This window comes from Microbacterium sp. bgisy203, from assembly GCF_965345155.1.
Lineage (GTDB): Bacteria > Actinomycetota > Actinomycetes > Actinomycetales > Microbacteriaceae > Microbacterium.
Genome location: NZ_CBDRLZ010000001.1, coordinates 533,822 through 552,924, shown reverse-complemented (window position 1 = coordinate 552,924; position 19,103 = coordinate 533,822). Strand labels below are relative to the sequence as shown.

The following is a 19,103-nucleotide window of genomic DNA, read 5'->3' as shown; positions in this document are numbered from 1 at the left end:
GCGCATGCTGGCACATCGACGCGTGCGGTCAGCGTGGGCGGCTGCGGTGCTGGCCGCGGCGATGCTCTTCTTCCCGGCGGCAGTCGCCTCCGCCGCGGCCCCGATGGACCTCGACGCGGGGTACATCACGGACGAATCGGGCGTGCTCAGCGCGTCCGACGAAGCGCGCCTCGAGGAGCGCCTGAGCGCCGTCGCCCAGAGCGAGGATCTGCCGGAGCTGTTCGTCGTGCTCGTCCCCGACTTCAGCGAACCGTCGAATGCCCTCCCGTGGGCAGACCAGACCGCCCTCCGCAACAACCTGGCATCCGATCAGTACCTCCTCGCCATCGCGACCGAGGGGCGGACCCTCGCGATCTCCGCGGAGTACGGGGGCGATGGCACGGCGGCAGGACCCCTCTCCGAGTCGCGCGTGCTCGAGATCGAAGAAGCGCTCGGCTCGCGCTACCTCTCGAACGACGATTGGGCCGGCGGCATCGCGTTCGTCGCCGATGAGTTCTCCGAGGTGCCGACGCCGTGGTGGGTCTGGGCGCTGGGGGTCGCGGGCCTCGCGCTCCTCATCTACGTCGCGATCACCCTCGTGCGGTTCCTCCGCCGCAGAGCCGAGCGCGCGGCGGAGATGCGCACCCTCGAGGGGCAGAAGAAGCGCGCCGCGCAGCGGCTCGTCCGCACGGACGAGGCGGTGACGACGAGCGCACAGGAGCTCGGTTTCGTCACCGCGGAGTTCGGCGACGAGGCGACCGCCGACTTCCAGAAGACCCTCGACGAGTGCCGCGTCCGCCTGCAGGAGGCGTTCGCGCTCCTCACGCGGTTGGAGGACTCGGAGAAGGACACGCTCGAGGAGACGCGCGCGTGGACCGAGCGGATCCTCGGTCTGTGCGACGAGGTCGACCGCGCGCTCGACGGGCGCACCCGTGCGCTGGCGGCGCTGCGGTCGCTTGCCGCCGCGGGACCCGAGACGGTGACGCGGCTGCGCGCGGCACGCGCGGATGCCGAGTGCTACGCGACCGACGCGGAGCGCGCCCTCTCGGCCCTGTCGGCGACCTACCCCGCCGCCGACCTCGTCGCGGTCGCGCGGAACCCCGCCGAGATAGCCCGCCGCTTGCAGGCCGCCGACACCGAACTCGACGCGCTCGAGCGGGCCGTGGAGACGGGAAAGCCGACACAGGTCGAGCGGAGCGTGCACGAGATCGAGCGGCAGCTCGCCGAGGCGAAAGCTCTTCGTGACGCCGTCGAGGCGCAGAGCGCCGCTCTGGCCGCGCGCGCCTCGGAATCGCCGGCCGGGGCGCCGGATGCCGGTCAGCTCACGGCGGCCACGGGATCGGCGCTCGATCGGGCGACCGCCGTCGTGACCGCCGCCGAGGCGTCGGCGCGGGCACGCCCCGGCGAGGTCAGCGCATTCGCACTGGCGCGGCTGCAGCTGGCCCGGCGCCGACTCGACGACGCCGCGGCGGCGCCCACCGTCGACGAGACGGAGAAGGCGGCCACGGAAGCCCTCGCCCTCGCCGACCAGGTCCAGGGCCTCATCGGGGGTGCGGCCGCGAGCGGCGCGGCGGGGGGCGGTGCGAGCGGCGCGGCGGGCTCAGGGGGACGGTCGACGCGGTTCGTCCGCCCGGTACGGTCGCGCACCGCCGTGATGTACGACGACGAATCGTCCGAGAGCGCGTCGCCGCGGTCGGTACGGTCCGGTGATTCCGGCGATGCGGGCGCGCGCGTCGGCGGTGCCCTCTCGGGCGGGCTGATCGGCGGCGTCGCGGGGTTCAGCGTGGGCCTCGGTGCCGACGACGATCCGCAGCTCGCCGCAGTCGCCGCCGCGACCGGTGCCTTGATCGGTCTGCTGGTCGGCGCCTTCAGCACGTCCGGAGAGGGCGGCGGCGGATCGTCGGGATGGGGTGGTGGATCATCGAGCGGGTCGTCGTGGCGATCCTCGCGCAGCACATCCTCGCGCTCATCGAGCCGCAGCAGCTCCTCCCGCAGCAGCTCCTCCGGCAGCAGCCGGTCGTCGGGCCGCTCGGGCGGTCGCCGCTTCTAGGCGTGCGGACACCCGGCATCCCGGCCCGGCCTCGAGGGTCGGGGTCGCCGCAACCTCGGAGATCGCGCGTTCTTCGGACAGATCGGCGCGAAAGCCTCCGAAGAACGCTCGATCTCCGAAGAACGCGTGCCTCGAGACCGCGGCTTACTGCCCGGTGTAGGTGTCGACCTTGACGATCTCGACGGCGATGTCGCGGCCGTTCGGGGCCGTGTAGGAGGTCTTCTCGCCCTCGGCGAGACCGAGGATCGCAGCTCCGAGAGGGGATGCCTCGCTGTAGACGTCGAGCTCGGAGCCCGCACCGATCTCGCGGCTGCCGAGGAGGAAGACCTCTTCGCCGCCGGCGACGATCGCCGTGACGACGGTGCCGCTCTTCACGGTGCCGTCCGACTCGGGGGCCTCGCCCACGACGGCATCCTTCAGCAGCTGCTGGAGCGTGCGGATGCGCGCCTCCTGCTTGCCCTGCTCGTCCTTCGCAGCGTGGTAGCCGCCGTTCTCCTTCAGGTCGCCCTCCTCGCGAGCGGCTTCGATGCGCGCGGCGATCTCGGTGCGGCCGGTGGTCGACAGGTGCTCGAGCTCGGCGGCGAGGCGGTCGTAGGCATCCTGCGTCAGGAAGGTCTCGGTGTTCTCAGCCACGCGTATCTCCTTCTCTCGTGGTACCGGGGCTCTGACGCCGGGTACCGGGGGGTAAACCGAACGCCCCGGCAGGCAGCCGGGGCGCGTGTGTCACGACAGACTACGGGATCCAGCAGGAGGTGACCAAACCCGTCGTCGCTTCCGCGACCGTGGGGATCGTCTCCTCGAACCGTCGGCTGTGCGTGTCGTCGGCGGGATACTCGACGATCCGCCAGCCGACGACGCCGTGCTCGGTGTCCTGCGCTTCGAGTGCGCACGTGACGGCGGCACCGCGCGGGTGCGTGATCTGGAAGTCGATCGAGATCGCGTGCTCGTCGATGAAGCGGAACCCGGTCGTGTCGATGTCGACCGATCCCATCGCCTGCGCGACCGTCGTCCACCCGAGGTAGCCGATCGCGGCCGCCGCGACGACGCCGACCGCGATCCACTCGCGCCGGCGCCGACGGCGGCTCGTGCGTCGCCCGTAGCGGTCGGCGAGTTCGGCCTGCAGCGCGATCGCCTCGGGGGAGGTCGCGTCGACAGGTGCGGGAGCGGTCATGGTGTGGGGTCCATCGGGATCCGAAGCCGGGGAGGGCGTTCTAGGCTGGAGTTCCAGGCTACGCGCTCCGCGCACCGCCCGGGAACCGCCCACCCCCCTGGATCTGGCGACCAGCCCCGAACACGAGGACCGATGCACACTCTTCTCACCGCCCTCCCGTGGCACGCGGGCCTCCCGACCCCCACCCCGACCATGACGGTCGACCCCGACACGGTCACGCCCGGGTTCATCGGGTTCTCGGTCATGGCGCTGATCGCGATCATCGTGGTTTTCCTCATCGTCGACATGCTGCGCCGCATCCGCCGTGCGGGCTATCGTGCTGATGTGAACGAGAAGCTGGATGCCGAGGAAGAAGCGAAGGCCGAGAAGCTCGCCGAGGAGCAGGCGCGTCGCGCCGAGTACGCCTCGGACGTCGACGACCAGGACATCGACCCGGCGGACGACCCGGAGACCGGCCGGCCGCGCGGCTGAACCGCACACCTCCCCTGCGCGCGCCGCTCGGCGACGCGGCGCATGATCAGCGTGCGCCGAGCGAGGGGACGACCGGGTCGAGCACGATCAGCAGGCACGCGGTCCAGTGGCAGAGGAACGCGAGCACCGTGCACACGTGGAAGATCTCGTGGAAGCCGAAGTGCCCCGGCCAGGGGTTCGGCTTCTTGAGCGCGTAGCAGATCGCGCCGCCCGTGTAGAGCAGCCCGCCGATCACGACGAGGATCATCATCGCGGCGTTCGCCTGGAACAGGTCGACGATGTACATGATCGCCGCCCAGCCGAGCAGCAGGTACAGCGCGACGTACAGCCAGCGGGGCGCGTTGATCCAGAAGACGCGGAACAGGATGCCGAGAAGCGCCCCCGACCACACGACGATGAGCAGCACCGCACCCTTTTCGGGCGGCAGGGCGAGCGTCGCGAGCGGCGTGTAGGTGCCGGCGATCAGCAGCATGATGTTCGCGTGGTCGATGCGCTTGAGGACAGCCTTGGTGCGCGGGCCCCAGTTGAAGCGGTGGTAGAGCGCGGAGTTGCCGAACAGCAGCACCGAGGATGCCATGAAGACGGCGCACGCCCACTTGGCCACGGCACCGTCGGCCAGGACGATGAGGATGATGCCGCCCGCGATGGCGAGCGGGAACGTCGCTGCGTGGATCCAGCCGCGCCACGAGGGCTTCAGCTCTTCCTGCGCGCTGACCTCCGCTGCTTCGAGCAGCGGGAGCTGGGGCATCTCGACGCCCTCATCTGTCGTGTCTTCGGGCACGAGGCGAGCCTACGCGCGAGCGTATGCCGGAGCGTACATACGGGTGGCCGTGCAAAATCCCTCCGTTCCGCTTCGCGTCCGGAGCGGTAGCGTAGAGGCGTGAACACGTCGGTGCCGCGCGAAGGACGGGGGCCGCTCTACCGCCTCTACAGTTCGCGACTCAAGCGCCGACTCACCCCCGAGACCGTGCCGCACCACGTGGCGATGATGATCGACGGCAACAGGCGCTGGGCGCGTCAGGCCGGCTACTCCACGGTCGCCCACGGGCACCGGGCCGGCGCCGCGAAGATGCACGAGTTCCTGCGGTGGTGCGATGACCTCGGCATCCGCGTCGTCTCCCTCTATCTGCTCTCCAACGACAACCTGCGCAAGCGCGACTCGCAGGAGCTCTCCGACCTCATCGAGATCATCGCCGAGCTCGCGGACGAGCTCTCGCGCGAGCCGGGGTGGCGCGTGCAGCACGTCGGACGCTCGGAGGAGCTGCCGCCCGACCTCGCGCGCGTGCTCGCGACGGCGGAGGAGCGGACCGCCGGGAACACCGGCCTCCACGTCAACCTCGCCGTCGGCTACGGCGGGCGGGGCGAGATCGTCGACGCGGTGCGGAGCATCATCGCCAAGCACGACGAGAGCGGCGGGTCGCTCGAAGAGCTCGCGGCGAGCCTCACCCCCGAGCAGATCGGCGAGCACCTGTACACCGGCGGGCAGGCCGACCCCGACCTCGTCATCCGCACGTCGGGGGAGCAACGCCTGAGCGACTTCCTGCTGTGGCAGTCGGCCCACTCGGAGTTCTACTTCGTGGAGGCGCTGGGCCCCGACCTGCGCGAGGTCGACTTCCTGCGCGCGATCCGCGACTACGCGACGCGCGACCGTCGCTTCGGCGGCTGACCCTGCCCGGCGCCCTGAGTACGCGTGCGAGAATGAAGTACGTGACCGCACTGGAGCCGTTCGTCGACTCGTTCGACATCCCTGCCGGATACCTCGACTGGGCGAGATTCGGACCCCTCTCGCCGTCTGTGCGTGCCGAGATGCACGCCGACGCCGAGCTTCTCGGCACCGGCCGCGCGTCGGGCATCGATCTCGTCGCCTCGCGCGTCGGCGAGGCGCGAGACCTCGTCGCACGCCTCCTCGACTGCCCGACCGACGAGATCGTCCTGCAGCCTTCCACCACTCACGGCCTCGCCCACGCGATGTTCGGGCTCGAGGGCACCGTGATCGTCCCCGCGCAGGACTTTCCCGCCGTCCGCGTGACGGCGCACCGCGCCGCCGCGCTCCGCAGCGATGCGACCGGTGGCGGCCTCGCCGTGCGCGAGATCGATCCGGAGGGAGGCATCGTCACGGTGGATGCCGTGGCCGACGCCCTCAACGACGACGTCACCGCGGTCGCCCTCAGCCTGGTCGATTTCCGCACCGGCGCCCTCGCCGACCTCGCCGGCATCCGTGAGGTCATCGGCGACCGCCTGCTGATCGTCGACGCGATCCAGGCGTTCGGTGTGGTCGACATCGACTGGAGCGTCGCCGACGTCATCACCGGCAACGGCTACAAGTGGCTGCGCGCCGGGCGCGGCACCGGGTTCGCGCGCTTCTCGCCGCACGCCCGCGAGCGCATCGCTCCCGTGCTGTCGGGCATCTCCGGCATGTCCGGTGACGCGATGAGCCTGGGCGCACCCGCGCCGCTGAGCGGCGCCGGGGCTTACTCGATCGCGCCCTCCGACCCTCTGGCCGCCTCGCGTCTCGCGGCGTCGCTGCGCGAGATCGTGGATGCCGGTGTCGCCGATGTCGCGGCGGAGGTGCGCGCACGCGCCGACGACGTCATCGCTCTCGCCGACCGCTACGAGGTGCCGATCCTCACCCCGCGGAGCGCCCACGCGGGGATCGTCGCCCTCGCGCCGTCGGACCCGCCCGTGCTCGCCGCGGCGCTCGCGAACCACGGTGTCACGGTGACCGCCCGCGGCACGTCGATTCGCGTGTCCGCCCACGCCGGCACCGGCGCCGACACCCTCCGCCTCCTCGGCGACGCCCTCGCCGACGCGCAGGCCGCCGGTCGCGTCGTCGCTGTGGAGTTCGCCCGCGACGAGCTCGGCGCCGAACCCGACATGCCGGAGATCATCACGATCGACCCCGACGCGCACGACGCCGACGACCTCCCGGCATCCTTCGCCGATGCCGCACCGGCTGCCGACACCGACGAGATCGTCCTCGCCGTGGTCGACACGGACACCGCCGGCGTCGAGACTCACGCCGAGGCGACGGAGACGTCGCCCGAGCGTTCCGCGGAGAATTAACCCGCCCGCAATCTGAGCGCGGCGTGTCGCACTCGCGCAGCTTCGCGGTGCGGTCGTACGTTCATCACATCGGGCAAGGCGCCCGGTCGAGTCGGCCTCACCACGACTCGTGGCCCAGGTCGACTCGAAACTGCCGGGTGATCCCACCCGGGGCGGGAGCGGGTTGTGACCACACGAGTTCCAGACCAGCAGCAGCACATCGAGCAGGCTGAGGGGGTGGAACAGGACCTCCGCACGTACGTCCTCGACACCTCGGTGCTGCTGAGTGATCCGAGGGCGTTCTTCCGTTTCGCGGAGCATTCGGTGGTCGTCCCGGTCGTCGTGATCACGGAACTCGAAGCGAAGCGCCACGATCCCGAACTCGGCTACTTCGCGCGCCAGGCGCTGCGCCACCTCGACGAACTTCGTGTCGAGCACGGGCGTCTCGACTTCCCCGTGCCGGTCGGCGCGGGCGGCACGCTCCGCGTGGAACTCGCGAACACGGATGCCTCGGTGCTTCCGGCGGGCATGCGTCTGAGCGACAACGACACGCGCATCCTCGCCGTCGCGATGCACCTCGCGCACGACGGCCAGGAGGTCACGGTGGTGTCGAAAGACCTGCCGATGCGAGTGAAGGCCGCGTCCCTCGGCATCCATGCGGAGGAGTACCTCGCCGAGCAGGCCGTCGACAGCGGGTGGACGGGCATCGCCGACATCAACGTGTCGGGCGACGACATCAGCGACCTCTATGAGACCGAGGTCGCCTCGGGCGACGACGTGCGCGGCCTGCCGATCAACACGGGCCTGATCATTCACTCCGAGCGCGGATCGGCCCTGGGGAGGGTCACCGGCGACGGCGGATACAAGCTCGTGCGCGGCGACCGCGACGTCTTCGGGCTGCACGGACGCTCGGCGGAGCAGCGGATCGCGATCGACCTGCTGCTCGACCCGGAGGTCGGGATCGTGTCGCTCGGAGGCCGCGCCGGCACGGGCAAGTCGGCACTCGCCCTGTGCGCTGGTCTCGACGCCGTCCTCGAACGTCAGCAGCAGAAGAAGATCATCGTCTTCCGGCCGCTGTTCGCCGTCGGCGGTCAGGAGCTCGGATACCTGCCGGGCGACCAAGCCGAGAAGATGAACCCGTGGGGCCAGGCCGTGTTCGACACGCTCGGATCGGTTGTCTCAGGGAACGTCCTCGAAGAGGTCGTCGCACGCGGGATGCTCGAGGTCATGCCCCTCACGCACATCCGCGGACGCTCGCTCCACGACGCGTTCGTGATCGTCGATGAGGCGCAGTCGCTCGAGCGGAACGTGCTCCTCACGGTGCTCAGCCGCATGGGGCAGAACTCGCGCGTCGTCCTCACGCACGACGTCGGGCAGCGCGACAACCTGCGCGTCGGACGCCACGACGGCATCGCGTCGGTCATCGAGACCCTCAAGGGGCACAGCCTCTTCGGGCACGTCACGCTCACCCGCTCGGAGCGCTCCGCGATCGCGGCGCTCGTCACCGACCTCCTAGAGGCCGGCGAGCTCAGCTGAGCCGTCTCGACTCGGCCCTGCGCCTCGCTCGACGACCGGGGGACCCCCTCACGGACACCCTCCCGGTCGTCGAGCGAGCGCAGCGTGTCGAGACGCCTCTACTCCCAGCGATAGCCCTCGCCGCGCACCGTGACGATGTGGTCGGAGCCGAGCTTCGAACGCAGGTAGCGGACGTACACGTCGACGACGTTCGAGCCGGGGTCGAAGTCCATGCCCCAGATGCGACTGAGCAGCACCTCGCGCGTCAGGACGGTGCCGGGGTTGCGCAGGAACTGCTCGGCGAGGGCGAACTCGCGCGCCGACAGGTCGATGTCGCGCCCCGCCACGGTCGTCCGTCGCGTCAGGATGTCGATCGTGACATCGCCCTGGGTGATGGTGGTCGCCGTCGGCGTCACCCGTTCGCGCAGACGGGATCGCACGCGCGCCATGAGCTCGGCGACCGAGAACGGCTTCGGAACGTAGTCGCTCGCTCCGGCATCCAGACCGTCGATCGCGTCGCTCGTGGCCGAGCGGGCCGTGAGCATGATGACGGGGATCTGGACGCCCTGCGCGCGGAGTGCCCGCAACACGTCGAAGCCGTCCATCGAGGGCAGGCCGACATCGAGGATGACGAGGTCGACGTCGCCTTCGAGCGCGCGGTCGAGGGCCGCCTGGCCGTCGTCCGCCGTGACGGTCTCGTAGCCGTCCGCGTGCAGGGCGCGGGCGACGAGGGCGACGATGTGCGGTTCGTCGTCGACGATGAGGATGCGTGTCATCCGGAGGCCTCTCGCTGGAGTACGACATCGCCGGCGCGCACCGGCGTGGGAAGGGTCGCGCGCGTGCCCAGCGGGATCTCGACCGTCAAGGTCGCGCCGCCGCCGGGAGTGTCCGTGACGAGGCACCGTCCGCCGTGCGCCTTCGCGATCGCGTCGACGATCGCGAGCCCGAGCCCCGACCCGCCGACCGAGCGCTTGCCGACGCCGCGGTCGAAGCGGCGGAACACGCGGTGGCGCATGGCGGGCGGGATGCCGGGGCCGTGGTCGCGCACCCACAGCTGCGCCCCCGAGGGGTGCACGGCGCTTCCGATCTCGATCGGGCTGCCCTCGGGGGTGTACTTCGCGGCGTTGTCGGCGAGCTGCAGCCACGCCTGGAGCAGACGGTCGCGGTCTCCCCGGATCAGCGCGTCGGCGCTCTGTTCGACGCTCCAGCTGTGCGCGGGGATGACGCCGACGAGCTCCGACACGCGTGACGTGAGCTCGGCGAGGTCGACCTCGCCCATCGAGAAGCTGTCGGCCTCGACCGCGGCGAGCAGGTCGATGTCGCCGATCAGTCGGGTCATGCGATCGAGCTCGGCGATGCCGAGTTCGCGGATCGCCGCGGCATCCGCGGGATCGTTCGGATCCATCAGCTCGAGGTGCCCCCGCACGATCGTGATGGGGGTCTTCAGCTCGTGGCGCACGTCGTCGAGGAGCCGGCGGTGCGAGTCGAAGGATGCCTCCGCGCTGTCGGCGACGGCGGGCGCGTGCGTGTCGTCGAGGAGCGTCCACGCGACGACCGCCGTGATCGCGAGGGTCGCGATCATCCCGCCGGTGAACACGCACACCGCCGGCCACGACACCTCGGCGCGCGTCGCGACGAGCGTCGTGAGCACGATCAGCGCCGTGCAGGCGAAGCCCGCGCCGACGGTGGTCAGCAGGAGCGCGAGGGTGCGCCCGCGTCGCGCGGCGTGCGACCGCCCGGGATGGACCCGGGCGGCGCCGACAGAGCGATTCACATTCTGATTATGGGGGATCGGCTGCCGTGAGCCTGCGACGCGGGACCCGCTCAACCCGGGTGGGTCATCGAGAGCAGGTCGAGCTTGTCGTCGAGCTGCTCCTCGGTGAGTTCGCCGCGCTCGATGTAGCCGAGGTCGATGACGGCCTCACGCACCGTGATGCCCTTCGCGACGGCGTGCTTGGCGATCTTGGCCGCGGCCTCGTAGCCGATGAGCTTGTTCAGCGGCGTGACGATCGAGGGCGACATGCCCGCGAACGCGGCGGCACGCTCCATGTTCGGCTCGAGCCCGTCGATCGTCTTGTCGGCGAGGACGCGCATCGCGTTCGAGAGGAGGCGGATCGATTCGAGGAGCGCGGTGCCCATGACGGGGATCGCGACGTTGAGCTCGAACGAACCGGATGCCCCGGCCCACGCCACGGTCGCGTCGTTGCCGATGACGCGGGCGCAGACCATCAGGGTCGCCTCGGGGACGACCGGGTTGACCTTGCCCGGCATGATCGACGATCCCGGCTGCAGGTCGGGGATGTGCAGCTCGCCGAGACCCGTGTTCGGTCCCGAGCCCATCCAGCGGATGTCGTTGTTGATCTTGGTGAGCGAGACCGCGATCGTCCGCAGGGCGCCGGATGCCTCGACCAGCCCGTCGCGGTTCGCCTGCGCCTCGAAGTGATCCTCGGCCTCGGTGATCGGAAGGCCCGTCTCGGCGGCGAGGAGCTCGATGACCTTCTGCGGGAACCCGAGCGGCGTGTTGATGCCCGTGCCGACTGCGGTGCCGCCGAGGGGGACCTCGCCGACGTGGGGGAGGACGGCCTTCACACGTTCGATGCCGAGGCGGATCTGGCGCGCGTAGCCGCCGAACTCCTGGCCGAGGGTGACAGGGGTCGCGTCCATGAGGTGGGTGCGGCCGGACTTCACGGCATCCTTCCACGCGACGGCCTTCGCCTCGAGTGCGGTGGCGAGGTGGTCGAGCGCGGGGATGAGGTCCTCGATCAGCGCCTGCGTGACGGCGATGTGCACGGAGGTGGGGAAGACGTCGTTCGACGACTGCGACGCGTTGACGTGATCGTTCGGGTGCACGGTCGCGCCGAGCTTCTGCGTCGCGAGGGTCGCGAGAACCTCGTTCATGTTCATGTTCGACGACGTGCCCGACCCGGTCTGGTAGGTGTCGACGGGGAACTGGTCGTCGTAGCGGCCCGTGATCACGTCGTCGGCGGCGGCGGCGATCGCGTCGGCGACGCCTGCGTCGAGCGTGCCGAGATCCTTGTTGGCCAGGGCAGCGGCCTTCTTGATGCGGGCGAGCGCGGCGATCTGCGCGGACTCGAGGCCGGTACCCGAGATCGGGAAGTTCTCGACCGCGCGCTGCGTCTGGGCGGCGTACAGCGCGTCCTTCGGAACGCGCACCTCGCCCATCGTGTCGTGCTCGATGCGGTACTCGGCGGTGTCGGTCATGTCGGTCACGTCCTTGTTCTCCGGTGTGTGTGCGCCTCGGCGCGTGAGTGGGTGTGCAGGGGGGGGTCTGTGTGGATGAAGGGTCTGCGTGGATGAGGGATCTGTGGGATCCGCAGCGGTCAGGCGTCGACGCCGACGGCGACGTGCGGGATCGCGGTGCCCTCGCCGAGACGGTAGTTCGCACCGACGATGCCGAGGCGCCCCTCGGCGACGGCGTCGGCGATGAGACGTGACGAGGCGAGCAGGTCGTCGATCGTGTTCCGCAGGTGCGCGATGCCGACCTCTTCGGCATCCAGCTCCCGCGGGTCGATCGCGTCGGTCTCGCGCAGCACGGTGCGCGCGGCGGGGACGATCTTCGCGATCAGGCGCCAGATGTGCGGAGGGAGCTCGGGGCTCGCGAGGGCGGTCGAGTCGATCGCGGCGCGGACGGCCCCGCAGGCGTCGTGGGCGAGGACGATGATGAGCGAGACGTCGAGGGCGTAGACGGCGTACTCGAGGCTCGCGATCGCCGAGTCGGAGGCGACCTGGCCGGCGTTGCGGACGACGAACAGGTCGCCGAGACCCTGGTCGAAGATGATCTCCGCGGCGAGACGCGAGTCGGCGCAGCCGAAGAGGGCGGCGCGGGGCGTCTGCGCGGCGGCGAGCTCGTGTCGGCGGTCGGCGTCTTGACGGGGGTGGCGGGGTTCGCCGGCGACGAAGCGGGCGTTGCCCTCGCGCATCTCCTCCCACACCTCGGCGGGTGCGGCGTGGCCGTCGTTGCGGGTCGGATCGGTCGCGGTACCCGTCATGGCGTCTCCTCCCGGAGGTCGCGGATCTGCTCGGTGAGGCCCTCCGCGGCGATCTTCGCGGTGCCCGGGTCGGTCTTGCCGTAGACGAGGACGGTGTCCGAGCCGGCATCCGTCGACAGCGCGTAGGTGAGCGCGTCGGTGCGCCCGTCCGACATTGTGTACTCGTCCCATTCGACGCCGTCGATCGTGACGGTGCCGCTCGGGGCGACGTTGCCGAGGCGGCGAGGCGCCCAGGTGTCGTCGACGCCGATGCCCTGCGCGACGTTGACGAATCCGTCGGCGGGGGCGTAGACGATGAGCCAGGTCTGGCCCTCGAGGCGGGCGACGTTCGCGCGCCAGGCATCGGGCACGGCCGGTACGACGAGGGTGTGGTCGGTCGAGGCCGACACGCGCTCGGCGACGGCGGCGACGTCGACCGGCTCCGGCTCCCGCAGCGACCCGCGCGGCACGCCGAGGTACACGACGGCCACGACGGCGACCGTGATGAGGAGCGCGGCGATGAGGTTCCGGAACGTCTTGCTCGAGCGGTACGTGGCCGATGCCGAGGCCTTGCGGTCCGCGGTCTCCTGCGGCGTCTCGGGGCGACCGAGTTCGGCGACGATGCGGGGGCCCGACGCCATCATGCCTCCGACTCTGTCGGACGCGCTTCGTCGAGGAGACGCTTGGCGCCCAGCAGCCACTCCTCGCAGCGGGCGGCGAGAGCTTCGCCGCGCGTCCAGAGGTTCAGCGAGTGCTCGAGGGTCGGAGCGCCCTGCTCGAGCTCGGCGACGACCCGCACGAGCTCGTCGCGCGCCTGCTCGAACGACAGGCTCGCGACATCGGCTGCGGCGTCGGCGGTCATGGTCTCCATCTTAGGTCGCGCCGGTGCGGGGCTCAGTCCTCCGACTCCGCGACGGGGCCCTCGGAGCGAGCGGCGAACGAGCCCTCGGCGACCGTCACCGTCACCTCCGCCCCGGCGGGCGCCTGCGCGGCATCCCGCACGATGACGCCGCCCTCGAGATGCGCGATCGCGTAGCCGCGGGCGAGCGTCGCGCCGGGGGAGAGGGCACGCAGCGACGCGCGCAGCTGCGCGGTCGTCCGCTCGCCGTCGTGGACGCGCCGGGTGACGACATCGCGGCCGCGCGAGGTGAGGATCCAGAGCTCCTGTGCGCGGGAGGTGAGCATCGAGGACGGGTCGCGCAGCACGGGACGCGAACGCAGCTGCCCGAGCTGGGCGACGTCGTGGGATATCCGCTGCGTGAGGCGCGTCCGCGCGCGGGCGCGGAGCTGCTGCACGAGCGCCCGCTGCTCGGCGACGTCGGGGACGACCTTCTTCGCGGCATCCGTCGGCGTCGACGCGCGGAGGTCCGCCACGTCGTCGAGCAGGGGGTGGTCGTTCTCGTGGCCGATCGCCGACACGATCGGGGTGGATGCCGCAGCCACCGCCCGCAGCAGACGCTCGTCGCTGAAGCCCAGCAGCGTCTGGGGGTCGCCGCCGCCGCGCGCGATGACGATGACGTCGACCTCGGGGTCGGCGTCGAGCGTCTTCAGCGCCGCGAGAGTTTCGGGGACGCACCGGTCGCCCTGCACCGCCGCGTGGATCGTGCGGAACCGTACGCCCGGCCACCGCAGCTCGGCGTTGCGGTGCACGTCCTTCTCGGCGTCGCTGCGCTGGCCGGTGATGAGTCCGACGACATGCGGCAGGAACGGCAGGCGCTTTTTGCGGGCGGGGTCGAACAGCCCTTCGGAGCGCAGCTGTGCGCGCAGGCGCTCGAGCTTCTCGAGCTGGTCGCCGAGGCCGGTGTGCCGCATCGCCGAGACCGTGAACGTGAAGTCGCCCGACTTCACGAAGTAGTCGCTCTTGACGCACGCGACGACGAGGTCGCCGACTTTCAGGTCGTCCGGCAGGCGCTGGAGGGTCGACGACCACAGTCGGAAGGAGATCATCGCGTCGGCCGCGGCATCCTTCATGCGGCCGAAGACGTGCCCGCCGCGGACGTTCCACGCGGTGATCTCGCCCTCGACCCACACCGATCCCCAGTTGGCGACGAACCCGCGGATCGTCTCGTTCAGGCGCGAGATCGAGGTCGGCGTGTCGGGCGAGGACTCCCGCGGGTGCACGGCGTCGGGGGGCGGCGCCTGCCCGGCGGCCGGGGCGAACGAGGTCATCGGCGGCGTTCCTTCCGTTCTCTCCCGCGGGGATGCCGGGTGTGTGCGGCCCGCACACAGCGTGCGCTCCCTAGAATCGGAGGGTGAGCAGCACAGCCGTCCGTCTTCCCGTCCCCCACGTCCCGGGGCCGCGTGGACGGCTTCAGGATAACCCGGTGCCGGGTTCCAAGAAGGTTCTCCTCGCGTCGCCGCGCGGATACTGCGCCGGCGTCGACCGTGCCGTCATCGCCGTCGAGAAGGCGCTCGACCGCTACGGCGCGCCCGTGTACGTTCGCAAGCAGATCGTGCACAACATCCACGTCGTCACCGAACTCGAGGCGAAGGGCGCGATCTTCGTCGAGGAGGTCGATGAGGTCCCCGAGGGATCGCACGTCGTCTTCAGTGCGCACGGGGTGTCGCCGGCCGTCGTGAACGCGGCGTCGGACCGCGGCCTCCACGCGATCGACGCGACGTGCCCGCTCGTGACCAAGGTGCACCGCGAGGCCGTGCGCTTCGCACGCGACGACTTCGAGATCCTTCTCATCGGCCACGACGGGCACGAAGAGGTCGAGGGCACCGCAGGCGAGGCGCCCGAGCACATCACCGTCGTGAACTCGCCCGCCGACGCCGACACCGTCGTGGTGAAGGACCCCTCGAAGGTCGTGTGGCTATCGCAGACGACGCTGTCGGTCGACGAGACGATGGAGACCGTGCGGCGCCTGCGGGAGCGGTTCCCCGAGCTCCAGGACCCGCCGTCGGATGACATCTGCTACGCGACGCAGAACCGTCAGGTCGCGATCAAGAAGGTCGCGAAGGATGCCGACCTCGTGATCGTCGTGGGCTCGTCGAACTCCTCGAACTCCGTCCGGCTCGTCGAGGTGGCGCTCGAGTACGGCGCGAAGGCGGCGTACCGCGTCGACTACGCGCACGAGATCGACCAGGCCTGGCTCGACGGCGTCGAAACGGTCGGCGTCACCAGTGGCGCGTCGGTGCCCGAGGTGCTCGTGCGCGAAGTGCTCGACGAACTCTCCGGCGCGGGCTACCGCGACGTCGAAGAGGTCCGCACCGCCGAGGAGGACCTCATCTTCTCGTTGCCGAAGGAACTCCGGCAGGATGCCGCGGGCAACCGCGACGGCCGTGCCCTCGGAGGGCGGTCGCGGGCGTGAGCGGCGAAGCGCCGTCATCCGATCCGGCCGGGGCGACTCCGGCCCTGCCGGGCGGAGATCCGCGCCCTCGGCCGCAGTACGGCGAGTACGCGACCCCCGAGGAGCAGCGCGCGGCGATCCGCGAGCCCGCGCGCATTCCGGCATCCGCCCCCGTCGTGCCGACAGGTTACGGCACGCACGCCGCATCGGCGCAGGTCGGTGCGCAGTCGCCGCGGCCGGGGGAGACCCCGCGCCCCGTGCGGATGTGGGACCGGATCCTCACCCTCGCCCTGCTCGTCTACGGACTGATCACCGTCTTCAGCGTGCTGCCGCAGCTGTGGGACTTCAGCGAGTTCGCGCAGACGTGGATGCAGCTCGCAGGCATCGAGGGCGAGTTCACGAACGTCGCGCAGGGTGAGATCTGGGGCAAAGTCGCCTCGCTCGTGTTCGTCGCGGGGTGGCTGGGCACGGCGCTCCTCGCGTGGAACTCGCTCACCCGCCGACGGATCAGCTGGTGGATCCCCCTCGTGGGCGCGATCGTGACCAGCATCCTCGTGAGCGTCTGTCTGACGGTGCCCCTGCTCGGCGATCCGGCCGTCGCGACCTACATCTCCGGCTGAGCACCGCGCCGCCCGCCGTTCCCCGGGGCTGCGGGGGCACCGCGTACGCTGACGGCATGGCCACACTCCTCGCCGTGCACCGTGCACGCGCTCCTGCCCGACCCCGGGACCATCGGCGTCACCGCGATCGACAAGCGGCCGGTCGACGGTGCCGTGAAGATCGGACCCTACGGCGTGTACGCCGACGTGCAGGCCGACCGCAAGCACCACGGCGGCCTCGACAAGGCGCTGTACGCGTACGCGCAGGAGGATGCCACGTACTGGGAGTCGGAGCTCGCGCGCGACGTGCCGCCGGGCTTCTTCGGCGAGAACCTCCGCACCGAGGGCATCGACGTGAACTCCGCCCGTGTCGGCGAGGTCTGGCGGATCGGCGACACGGTGCGTGTCGAGGTCACGATGCCGCGGACTCCCTGCCAGACCTTCGCCCGGCGCATGGGCGCCGACGAGCGCGGCTGGGTGCGCCGATTCTCCGACGCCCGGCGCCTCGGACCGTACCTGAAAGTGCGGAAGTCGGGCCGAGTGCGCGCCGGCGACGAGATCGTCGTCGAGTCGGTGCCCGAGGGTGCGCCGACCATCCTCGACATCTATCGCGCGCCCTGAGCGCGGTCCGCGTCGCCGGACGGCGAACGTCCCGGCATCCGTCGAGGGATGCCGGGACGTTCGGTGTCGAGCGTGATCAGATGCTGATGGAGTGACCCGTCGAGCCGAGCTGCTGCGTCGCCTCGACGACGCGGGCGGCCATGCCGTTCTCGGCGACCTTGCCCCACGCGCGGGGGTCGTAGGCCTTCTTGTTGCCGACCTCGCCGTCGACCTTCAGCACACCATCGTAGTTCTGGAACATGAATCCGGCGACCGACCGCGTGAACGCGTACTGGGTGTCGGTGTCGATGTTCATCTTGATGACGCCGTTGGAGACGGCGGTCGCGATCTCTTCGGGGGTCGAGCCGCTGCCACCGTGGAAGACGAGGTCGAGCGGCTTCGGGCCGGTGTGGAACTGCTCGGCGATGCCGGCCTGGATCTCACCGAGGAGCTCGGGGCGCAGCTTCACGTTGCCCGGCTTGTAGACGCCGTGGACGTTGCCGAAGGTCAGGGCGGCGATCCAGCGGCCGTTCTCGCCGAGGCCGAGCGCCTCGACGGCCTTCGCGACGTCCGCGGTCGTCGTGTAGAGCGCCTCGTTCGAGCCCTCGTGCTTGACGCCGTCCTCTTCGCCGCCGACGACGCCGATCTCGACCTCGAGGATCGCGTTGATGGCCTTCAGGCGGGGGAGGAGCTCCTTGGCGATTTCGATGTTCTCGTCGAGCGGCACGGCCGAGCCGTCCCACATGTGCGACTGGAAGATCGGGTTGCGCCCGGCCTTGACCTCTTCTTCGGATGCCGCGATGAGGGGCAGGACGAAGTCCTCGAGGGCGGGCTTGGGGCAGTGGTCGGTGTGGAGGGCGACGGTGATCGGGTAGTTCTTGGCGACCTCGCTGGCGAACTTCGCGAAGGCGATCGCGCCGGTCGCGCGGCCCTTGACGGTGTGGCCGGCGAAGTAGTCGGCACCGCCGGTCGTGACCTGGATGATGCCGTCGGAGCCGGCCTCCGTGAGGCCCTGGAGGATCGCGTTGATCGACTGCGAGCTCGACGCGTTGATCGCGGGGTAGGCGTAGCCGCCGGCCTTCGCGCGATCCAGCATCTCGGCGTACTGCTCGGGGGTTGCGACGGGCATTTCCACTCCTCAGGTCTGCGGATGTCTCCACTGGTCACTCTAGCGAAGCGGCGTGGTGCGCGGTGGGGATGACGCCGGGCAAAAGTCGCTGTCCGGCGGCTTGCCGGGTGGAAAAGAATCATGAATTCTTCTGCTGCCGCGCAGCGAAAAGACCCGCGAAGGCGTCGCAATCCCCGTAGGGTGCAAACATGGTGAGTTTGACCGCGGATATGAGCCCCCTCCACCCCGACCGGAACCTCGCGCTGGAGTTGGTACGCGCGACCGAGGCGGCGGCGATCCGCTCGGTTCCCTTCATCGGGCGCGGACAGAAGGAGCTCGCCGACGGCGCCGCGGTCGATGCGATGCGCGCCTTCCTGTCGACCGTCAACTTCGACGGCGTCATCGTGATCGGCGAGGGCGAGAAGGACAACGCCCCGATGCTCTACAACGGCGAGCACGTCGGCACGGGCCGCGGGCCGCAGTGCGACATCGCCGTCGACCCGATCGACGGCACGTCCCTCACGGCCGAGGGGCGCAACAACGCGCTCTCGGTGCTCGCCGTCTCCGACCGCGGAACGATGCTGGATGCCTCGAGCGTCTTCTACATGGACAAGATCGTCACCGGGCCGGCGGGCGTCGGGGTCGTCGACATCCGCCTTCCCGTCGCCGAGAACATCCGCCTGCTCGCGAAGGCCCTCGGAAAGCCCATCGACGAGCTCGTCGTGTCGGTGCTCAACCGGCCGCGCCACGCGAAGCTGATCGAGCAGATCCGCGACGCGGGCGCCGGCACCCGTCTGATGAGCGACGGCGACGTCGCCGGCGGCATCAACGCCGCCCGTTACAACGCCCGCACCGACATGTGCATCGGCATCGGCGGCTCGCCGGAGGGCGTCGCGACCACGTGCGCGATCAAGGCGCTCGGCGGACACATCCAGGGCCGGCTGTGGCCGCGCGACGACGACGAGAAGCAGAAGGGTATCGACGCGGGCCTGAAGCTCGACGACTACGTCTACGAGGCCGACGAACTCGTCACGGGCAAGAACACGATCTTCGTCGCGACGGGCGTCACCAACGGCGAGCTCGTCGGCGGTGTGCGCCGCTCGGGGCCCGACTACGTCATCACGGAGAGCATCGTGCTGCGCGGCGCGTCGGGAACGCTCCGCCGGATCACCTCGGAGCACCTCGCCTCGAAGTGGCTGTGAGCCCGCGGGTGCCGTGAAGCTCCGGGTGCGGTGATCCCCCTATACCGCGCCACGTCCGCCGGGGCAAGGGTCATTGTTCCGGCG

20 protein-coding genes are annotated in these 19,103 nt (G+C 70.6%); 9 read left to right on the top strand and 11 right to left on the bottom strand.

Annotated features, from left to right (window positions below; all coding sequences use genetic code 11):
- Positions 1-4 precede the first annotated feature (4 nt).
- Positions 5-2,029, top strand: a complete 2,025-nt coding sequence (locus ACRVYW_RS02710) for a TPM domain-containing protein (protein ID WP_431801431.1) — start codon at positions 5-7, stop codon at positions 2,027-2,029.
- Between the two features lie 144 nt (positions 2,030-2,173).
- On the opposite strand, the gene greA is transcribed toward ACRVYW_RS02710, so the two are convergent.
- Together greA and ACRVYW_RS02700 are read right to left on the bottom strand one after the other, a co-directional pair.
- Entirely contained in the window at positions 2,174-2,662 is a 489-nt protein-coding gene (greA, locus tag ACRVYW_RS02705) for a transcription elongation factor GreA (protein WP_431801429.1), read from the bottom strand.
- Between the two features lie 100 nt (positions 2,663-2,762).
- Positions 2,763-3,200, bottom strand: a complete 438-nt coding sequence (locus ACRVYW_RS02700) for a DUF4307 domain-containing protein (RefSeq protein ID WP_431801428.1) — start codon at positions 3,198-3,200, stop codon at positions 2,763-2,765.
- A gap of 132 nt (positions 3,201-3,332) precedes the next feature.
- Here ACRVYW_RS02700 and ACRVYW_RS02695 point away from each other — a divergent pair, with 132 nt between their 5' ends.
- On the top strand, positions 3,333-3,671 hold the full coding sequence (locus tag ACRVYW_RS02695) for a hypothetical protein (protein WP_431801426.1): 339 nt from the start codon (positions 3,333-3,335) through the stop codon (positions 3,669-3,671).
- Between the two features lie 46 nt (positions 3,672-3,717).
- Here the strand turns inward: ACRVYW_RS02695 and trhA are convergent, their stop codons facing one another.
- Complete coding sequence (gene trhA, locus ACRVYW_RS02690) at positions 3,718-4,419, bottom strand: PAQR family membrane homeostasis protein TrhA (protein WP_431801751.1); 702 nt, start codon at positions 4,417-4,419, stop codon at positions 3,718-3,720.
- A 132-nt stretch (positions 4,420-4,551) separates the two neighbouring features.
- Here trhA and ACRVYW_RS02685 point away from each other — a divergent pair, with 132 nt between their 5' ends.
- From ACRVYW_RS02685 to ACRVYW_RS02675, 3 genes are all read left to right on the top strand, one after another.
- A complete protein-coding gene (locus ACRVYW_RS02685) occupies positions 4,552-5,337 on the top strand; it encodes an isoprenyl transferase (RefSeq protein WP_431801424.1) in 786 nt (261 codons plus the stop codon).
- 41 nt (positions 5,338-5,378) lie between these two features.
- On the top strand, positions 5,379-6,734 hold the full coding sequence (locus ACRVYW_RS02680; protein ID WP_431801422.1) for an aminotransferase class V-fold PLP-dependent enzyme: 1,356 nt from the start codon (positions 5,379-5,381) through the stop codon (positions 6,732-6,734).
- 165 nt (positions 6,735-6,899) lie between these two features.
- Complete coding sequence (locus ACRVYW_RS02675) at positions 6,900-8,249, top strand: PhoH family protein (protein WP_431801420.1); 1,350 nt, start codon at positions 6,900-6,902, stop codon at positions 8,247-8,249.
- Positions 8,250-8,347: 98 nt separating this feature from the next.
- Here the strand turns inward: ACRVYW_RS02675 and ACRVYW_RS02670 are convergent, their stop codons facing one another.
- The 7 genes from ACRVYW_RS02670 to xseA form a co-directional block, all read right to left on the bottom strand.
- Complete coding sequence (locus tag ACRVYW_RS02670; protein WP_431801418.1) at positions 8,348-9,004, bottom strand: response regulator transcription factor; 657 nt, start codon at positions 9,002-9,004, stop codon at positions 8,348-8,350.
- Positions 9,001-10,002, bottom strand: a complete 1,002-nt coding sequence (locus ACRVYW_RS02665; protein ID WP_431801416.1) for a sensor histidine kinase — start codon at positions 10,000-10,002, stop codon at positions 9,001-9,003. The genes ACRVYW_RS02670 and ACRVYW_RS02665 overlap by 4 nt, the downstream gene beginning before the upstream one ends.
- A gap of 50 nt (positions 10,003-10,052) precedes the next feature.
- Positions 10,053-11,450, bottom strand: a complete 1,398-nt coding sequence (locus ACRVYW_RS02660; RefSeq protein WP_431801749.1) for a class II fumarate hydratase — start codon at positions 11,448-11,450, stop codon at positions 10,053-10,055.
- Between the two features lie 119 nt (positions 11,451-11,569).
- Positions 11,570-12,238: a carbonic anhydrase gene (locus tag ACRVYW_RS02655; protein ID WP_431801414.1), complete on the bottom strand. Its 669-nt coding sequence runs from the start codon at positions 12,236-12,238 to the stop codon at positions 11,570-11,572.
- Positions 12,235-12,861 carry a DUF4245 family protein gene (locus ACRVYW_RS02650; protein ID WP_431801412.1) on the bottom strand — a complete coding sequence of 209 codons (627 nt, stop codon included), beginning with the start codon at positions 12,859-12,861 and terminating at the stop codon, positions 12,235-12,237. Before ACRVYW_RS02650 ends, ACRVYW_RS02655 begins: the two co-directional genes overlap by 4 nt.
- Positions 12,858-13,088 carry an exodeoxyribonuclease VII small subunit gene (locus ACRVYW_RS02645; RefSeq protein ID WP_431801410.1) on the bottom strand — a complete coding sequence of 77 codons (231 nt, stop codon included), beginning with the start codon at positions 13,086-13,088 and terminating at the stop codon, positions 12,858-12,860. The genes ACRVYW_RS02650 and ACRVYW_RS02645 overlap by 4 nt, the downstream gene beginning before the upstream one ends.
- Before the next feature lie 23 nt (positions 13,089-13,111).
- The gene (gene xseA, locus ACRVYW_RS02640) at positions 13,112-14,386 is read right to left on the bottom strand and encodes an exodeoxyribonuclease VII large subunit (RefSeq protein WP_431801408.1); all 1,275 of its coding nucleotides are present in this window, start codon (positions 14,384-14,386) and stop codon (positions 13,112-13,114) included.
- A 155-nt stretch (positions 14,387-14,541) separates the two neighbouring features.
- Here xseA and ACRVYW_RS02635 point away from each other — a divergent pair, with 155 nt between their 5' ends.
- The 3 genes from ACRVYW_RS02635 to ACRVYW_RS02625 all read left to right on the top strand — a co-directional run bounded on the left by ACRVYW_RS02635 (position 14,542) and on the right by ACRVYW_RS02625 (position 16,730).
- Positions 14,542-15,531 (top strand): 4-hydroxy-3-methylbut-2-enyl diphosphate reductase, encoded by a 990-nt coding sequence (locus ACRVYW_RS02635; RefSeq protein ID WP_431801406.1) that lies wholly within the window; start codon positions 14,542-14,544, stop codon positions 15,529-15,531.
- Positions 15,528-16,130 carry a DUF6264 family protein gene (locus tag ACRVYW_RS02630; RefSeq protein WP_431801404.1) on the top strand — a complete coding sequence of 201 codons (603 nt, stop codon included), beginning with the start codon at positions 15,528-15,530 and terminating at the stop codon, positions 16,128-16,130. The genes ACRVYW_RS02635 and ACRVYW_RS02630 overlap by 4 nt, the downstream gene beginning before the upstream one ends.
- Positions 16,131-16,211: 81 nt before the next feature.
- Entirely contained in the window at positions 16,212-16,730 is a 519-nt protein-coding gene (locus tag ACRVYW_RS02625) for an MOSC domain-containing protein (RefSeq protein ID WP_431801402.1), read from the top strand.
- 76 nt (positions 16,731-16,806) lie between these two features.
- Here ACRVYW_RS02625 and fbaA read toward each other — a convergent pair whose 3' ends face one another.
- Positions 16,807-17,838 (bottom strand): class II fructose-bisphosphate aldolase, encoded by a 1,032-nt coding sequence (gene fbaA / locus ACRVYW_RS02620; protein ID WP_431801400.1) that lies wholly within the window; start codon positions 17,836-17,838, stop codon positions 16,807-16,809.
- A 188-nt stretch (positions 17,839-18,026) separates the two neighbouring features.
- Between fbaA and glpX the strand changes: the two genes are divergently transcribed.
- Entirely contained in the window at positions 18,027-19,019 is a 993-nt protein-coding gene (gene glpX, locus ACRVYW_RS02615; protein WP_431801398.1) for a class II fructose-bisphosphatase, read from the top strand.
- The last annotated feature ends 84 nt before the right edge of the window (positions 19,020-19,103 follow it).

What these genes read in the sequence shown, in the direction of transcription:
- fbaA (WP_431801400.1), bottom strand. Translation starts at nt 17,838, where the DNA reads ATGCCCGTCGCAACCCCCGAGCAGTACGCCGAGATGCTGGATCGCGCG.
- ACRVYW_RS02645 (WP_431801410.1), bottom strand. Translation starts at nt 13,088, where the DNA reads ATGGAGACCATGACCGCCGACGCCGCAGCCGATGTCGCGAGCCTGTCG.
- ACRVYW_RS02670 (WP_431801418.1), bottom strand. Translation starts at nt 9,004, where the DNA reads ATGACACGCATCCTCATCGTCGACGACGAACCGCACATCGTCGCCCTC.
- trhA (WP_431801751.1), bottom strand. Translation starts at nt 4,419, where the DNA reads ATGCCCCAGCTCCCGCTGCTCGAAGCAGCGGAGGTCAGCGCGCAGGAA.
- xseA (WP_431801408.1), bottom strand. Translation starts at nt 14,386, where the DNA reads ATGACCTCGTTCGCCCCGGCCGCCGGGCAGGCGCCGCCCCCCGACGCC.
- ACRVYW_RS02655 (WP_431801414.1), bottom strand. Translation starts at nt 12,238, where the DNA reads ATGACGGGTACCGCGACCGATCCGACCCGCAACGACGGCCACGCCGCA.
- ACRVYW_RS02700 (WP_431801428.1), bottom strand. Translation starts at nt 3,200, where the DNA reads ATGACCGCTCCCGCACCTGTCGACGCGACCTCCCCCGAGGCGATCGCG.
- ACRVYW_RS02695 (WP_431801426.1), top strand. Translation starts at nt 3,333, where the DNA reads ATGCACACTCTTCTCACCGCCCTCCCGTGGCACGCGGGCCTCCCGACC.
- glpX (WP_431801398.1), top strand. Translation starts at nt 18,027, where the DNA reads ATGGTGAGTTTGACCGCGGATATGAGCCCCCTCCACCCCGACCGGAAC.
- ACRVYW_RS02710 (WP_431801431.1), top strand. Translation starts at nt 5, where the DNA reads ATGCTGGCACATCGACGCGTGCGGTCAGCGTGGGCGGCTGCGGTGCTG.
- ACRVYW_RS02650 (WP_431801412.1), bottom strand. Translation starts at nt 12,861, where the DNA reads ATGATGGCGTCGGGCCCCCGCATCGTCGCCGAACTCGGTCGCCCCGAG.
- ACRVYW_RS02660 (WP_431801749.1), bottom strand. Translation starts at nt 11,450, where the DNA reads ATGACCGACACCGCCGAGTACCGCATCGAGCACGACACGATGGGCGAG.